The 3324-nt window shown below is 73.1% G+C and carries 3 protein-coding genes and 1 tRNA gene; 3 read left to right on the forward strand and 1 reads right to left on the reverse strand.

The genetic code is table 11. The features are described 5' to 3' along the window. Positions 1-1039, forward strand: a 1039-nt coding sequence (gene nrfD / locus AC5RUH_RS16515) for an NrfD/PsrC family molybdoenzyme membrane anchor subunit (RefSeq protein WP_494129131.1), incomplete at its 5' end; no start/stop codon positions are given. 17 nt (positions 1040-1056) lie between these two features. On the opposite strand, the gene selD is transcribed toward nrfD, so the two are convergent. Then, complete coding sequence (selD, locus tag AC5RUH_RS16520) at positions 1057-2070, reverse strand: selenide, water dikinase SelD (protein WP_494129132.1); 1014 nt, start codon at positions 2068-2070, stop codon at positions 1057-1059. A 42-nt stretch (positions 2071-2112) separates the two neighbouring features. Here selD and AC5RUH_RS16525 point away from each other — a divergent pair. Together AC5RUH_RS16525 and selA are read left to right on the forward strand one after the other, a co-directional pair. Further along, a tRNA-Sec gene (locus tag AC5RUH_RS16525) sits at positions 2113-2207 on the forward strand. A gap of 34 nt (positions 2208-2241) precedes the next feature. Further along, positions 2242-3324, forward strand: a 1083-nt coding sequence (gene selA, locus AC5RUH_RS16530) for an L-seryl-tRNA(Sec) selenium transferase (protein ID WP_494129133.1), incomplete at its 3' end; no start/stop codon positions are given.

Consider the following 3324-nt stretch of genomic DNA (forward strand, 5'->3'; position numbering starts at 1 on the left):
GCGCCGCTCCCGGCGCGGCGGCAAGCGGCGCCGCGCCGGGACCGGAGACGGCTCGGGCGAAATGCCGGTGGTGCCGGAGGCACGGTTCGCCTCCTACTACGGCCGGCCGGTGGTCAAGCCGCCGCCGTGGGGAGACCCGATAGCCCTCTACCTCTTCCTGGGCGGCGTGGCCGGCGGCTCGGCGCTGCTCGGACTCGGCGGGCAATTGACGGGCCGGCGTGCGCTGTGCCGCAACAGCCGCCTGTCCGCCCTCACGGCAGTCGGGTTCGGTGCCGTGGCGCTGATCGAAGACCTGGGCCGGCCCGAGCGGTTCCTCAACATGCTGCGCACCATCAAGCCCACCTCGCCCATGAGCCTGGGCTCCTGGATCCTCGCCGCCTTCAGCGCCGGTGCCGGGATTTCCGCGGCGTCCGAAATCGACCGCCTGACCGGCTCCCGGCTGCCGCTGGGGCCGCTGCGCCCGGTGCTGCGCCTGCTCGAGGGCCCGGCGGGCGTAGGGGCCGCGGTGTTCGCGGCACCGCTCTCCGCCTACACCGCGGTTCTCTTGTCGGACACGGCGAACCCGACCTGGAATGCCGGGCGTGACAACCTGCCCTTCGTTTTCGTCAGTTCTGCCAGCCTCGCCGCGGCCGGTCTTGCCATGATCACGACCCCGGTCCGCGAAGCCGGGCCCGCCCGGGCGCTCGCGGTCCTGGGCGTCGCCGGTGAGGTCATCGCCACCCGGGCACTGGAACGCGGCATGGACCCGGTGGCCGCAGAACCCCTCCACGAGGGTGCCCCCGGGCAAATGCTCAAGTGGAGCGAGCGGCTGGCCGTCGCCGCCGGCGTGGGGGTGCTCGCCGTCGGCAGGCACAGGCCGGCGGCCGCGGCCTGCGGCACGGCGCTGCTGGCCGCCTCGGCGCTGACGCGGTTCGGCATTCTGCGCGCCGGCATCCGCTCGGCGGAGGATCCCCGCTACACGATCGAGCCGCAGAAGAACCGGCTCGCGGCCCGACGACGCGCGGGCACCGTCCACGATTCGATCACGACCGCCGGCTAAGCCGGCCGGCCGCGGGTCTAGCGCACCTCGATCCCGGGTCCCGGAACGGTCTGCCCCACCACCGGGTGCCCGGGCAGTTCCCCGACCACGAGCAATCCGCCGGAAGTCTGCGCGTCGGCCAGCAGCAGCAGGTCATCCTCCGTGATGCCTGCCCCCGGCCGCAGGTGCGGGCGGACCCATTCGAGGTTGCGCCGGGTGCCGCCGGAGATGTAGCCGTCCCGCAGCGCCTCCCGCGCGCCGGCCACGAGCGGCACGGCCTTCCGGTCGACGACCGCACCCACGCCGGAGGCGCGGCACATCTTGTAGAGGTGCCCGAGGAGGCCGAACCCGGTGACGTCGGTCGCCGCGCGGACGCCGCCGCGCACCGCCGCGTCCGCGGCCTCCCGGTTCAGCTGCGTCATCACCGCCACCGCCTCGTCGAAGACCTCCCCGGTCCTCTTGTGCCGGTTGTTGAGCAGACCGAGGCCGATCGGCTTGGTGAGCGTGAGGGGCAGACCGGGCCGGGCCGCGTCGTTGCGCATCAGCTTGCCGGGGTCGGCGATGCCGGTCACCGCCATCCCGTACTTCGGTTCCGGGTCGTCCACCGAGTGCCCGCCCGTCACCGGACAGCCCGCCCCGGACGCCACGGCGAGCCCGCCCCGCAGCACTTCGGTCAGCAGTTCCATCGGCAGGACGTCCCGGGGCCAGCCGACCAGGTTGATCGCGCTGACCGGGCGGCCGCCCATGGCATAGATGTCCGAGAGGGCGTTCGCCGCCGCGATCCGGCCCCAGTCATACGCGTCGTCGACCACGGGAGGGAAGAAGTCTGCCGTCGAGAGCACCGCGAGGTCCCCGCCGACCCGAACGGCGGAGGCGTCGTCGCCGTCGTCGAGCCCCACCAGGACGTCGGGGTTGGTTTGGCCGGTCAGGCCGCGGACCACGTCCTCGAGCTCGCCGGGCGGAATCTTGCAGGCGCACCCTCCGCCGTGTGCGTATCCCGTGAGCCGGACTGCTGCTGCGGACTCTTCTGCGACGCCGGTGATCCCGTTCATGGTCACAGCATAGGAGCGGCGGGCCGGTGTTACCATGCTCGTGGAGGCGTCCGGGTCCTGGTGGGCCCCCCGGTCTTCAAAACCGGTGAGGCCGAGTACCTCGGCCTGGCGGGTTCGATTCCCGTCCGCTTCCGCCAGCTGCACAGCTGAAGGTGACCCGGAAGGAGGGCCGTGGGCCAGAACGACCCGCGCCGGCACATTCCGCGCACCGACCAGCTGCTCGCCCACCCGGAACTTCTCCACGCACGCGTGCGCCTCGGCGACGACGTCATCCGTTCCACCGTCCGGGACGTGCAGGACCAGGCGCGTCGCGGCGACCTTGCCCCGGAAGACGTCGAGGCGACGGTTCTGACCGCGGTGGCTTCCCGCACGGCCAGCTCGTTGCGGCCGGTGCTGAACGCCACCGGCGTCATCGTCCACACCAATCTGGGACGCGCTCCGCTCTCCGCGTCCGCACGCCAGGCGGTGCTGTCGGCGGCCGGCTATGTCGACGTCGAGATGGATCTGCCCACCGGCGGACGGTCCCGGCGCGGGGCCGGTGCGCGGCAGGCTTTGCTGGACGCCTGCCCGGCCGCCGAGGAAGCGCTGGTGGTCAACAACGGCGCCGCGGCCCTGGTGCTGGCCACTACCGCCCTGGCCGGGTCCCGCGAAGTGGTCATCAGTCGCGGCGAGCTCGTCGAGATCGGGGCCGGCTTCAGGCTTCCCGAGCTGATTGAATCGACCGGTGCCCGGCTGCGCGAGGTGGGCACCACCAACCGGACGCACCTGGAGGACTACGCCTCGGCGATCACCGCGCAGACCGGCTGCCTGCTCAAGGTGCACCCGAGCAATTTCCGGGTCAGCGGGTTCACCGCGGACGTCGGCATCGGCCGGCTCCGCTCCCTGGCCGAGGAACACCGGATCCCGCTGGTCGTGGATCTGGGCAGCGGCCTGCTCCAACCAGACCCGGTGCTGCCCCGGGAACCGGACATCTCCGGTGCGCTCGCCGCCGGCGCCGACGTCGTCATCGCCAGCGGTGACAAGCTTTTCGGCGGCCCCCAGGCGGGACTGCTTTTGGGCCGGGCCGCGGTCATCACCCGGCTGGCGCGCCATCCGCTCGCGCGGGCGATGCGGGCAGACAAACTGACGCTGGCCGCGGTGGAGGCGACGCTCACCGGAGAACAGACGCCGGTGGCGGCGGCCCTGCACGCCGATCCCGGCCGGCTGCGGCAGCGCACGGAGCGCCTGGCGGCCAGCGCCGGCGGCCGTGTGGTG

It is taken from the genome of Arthrobacter sp. Y3223166 (assembly GCF_059090935.1).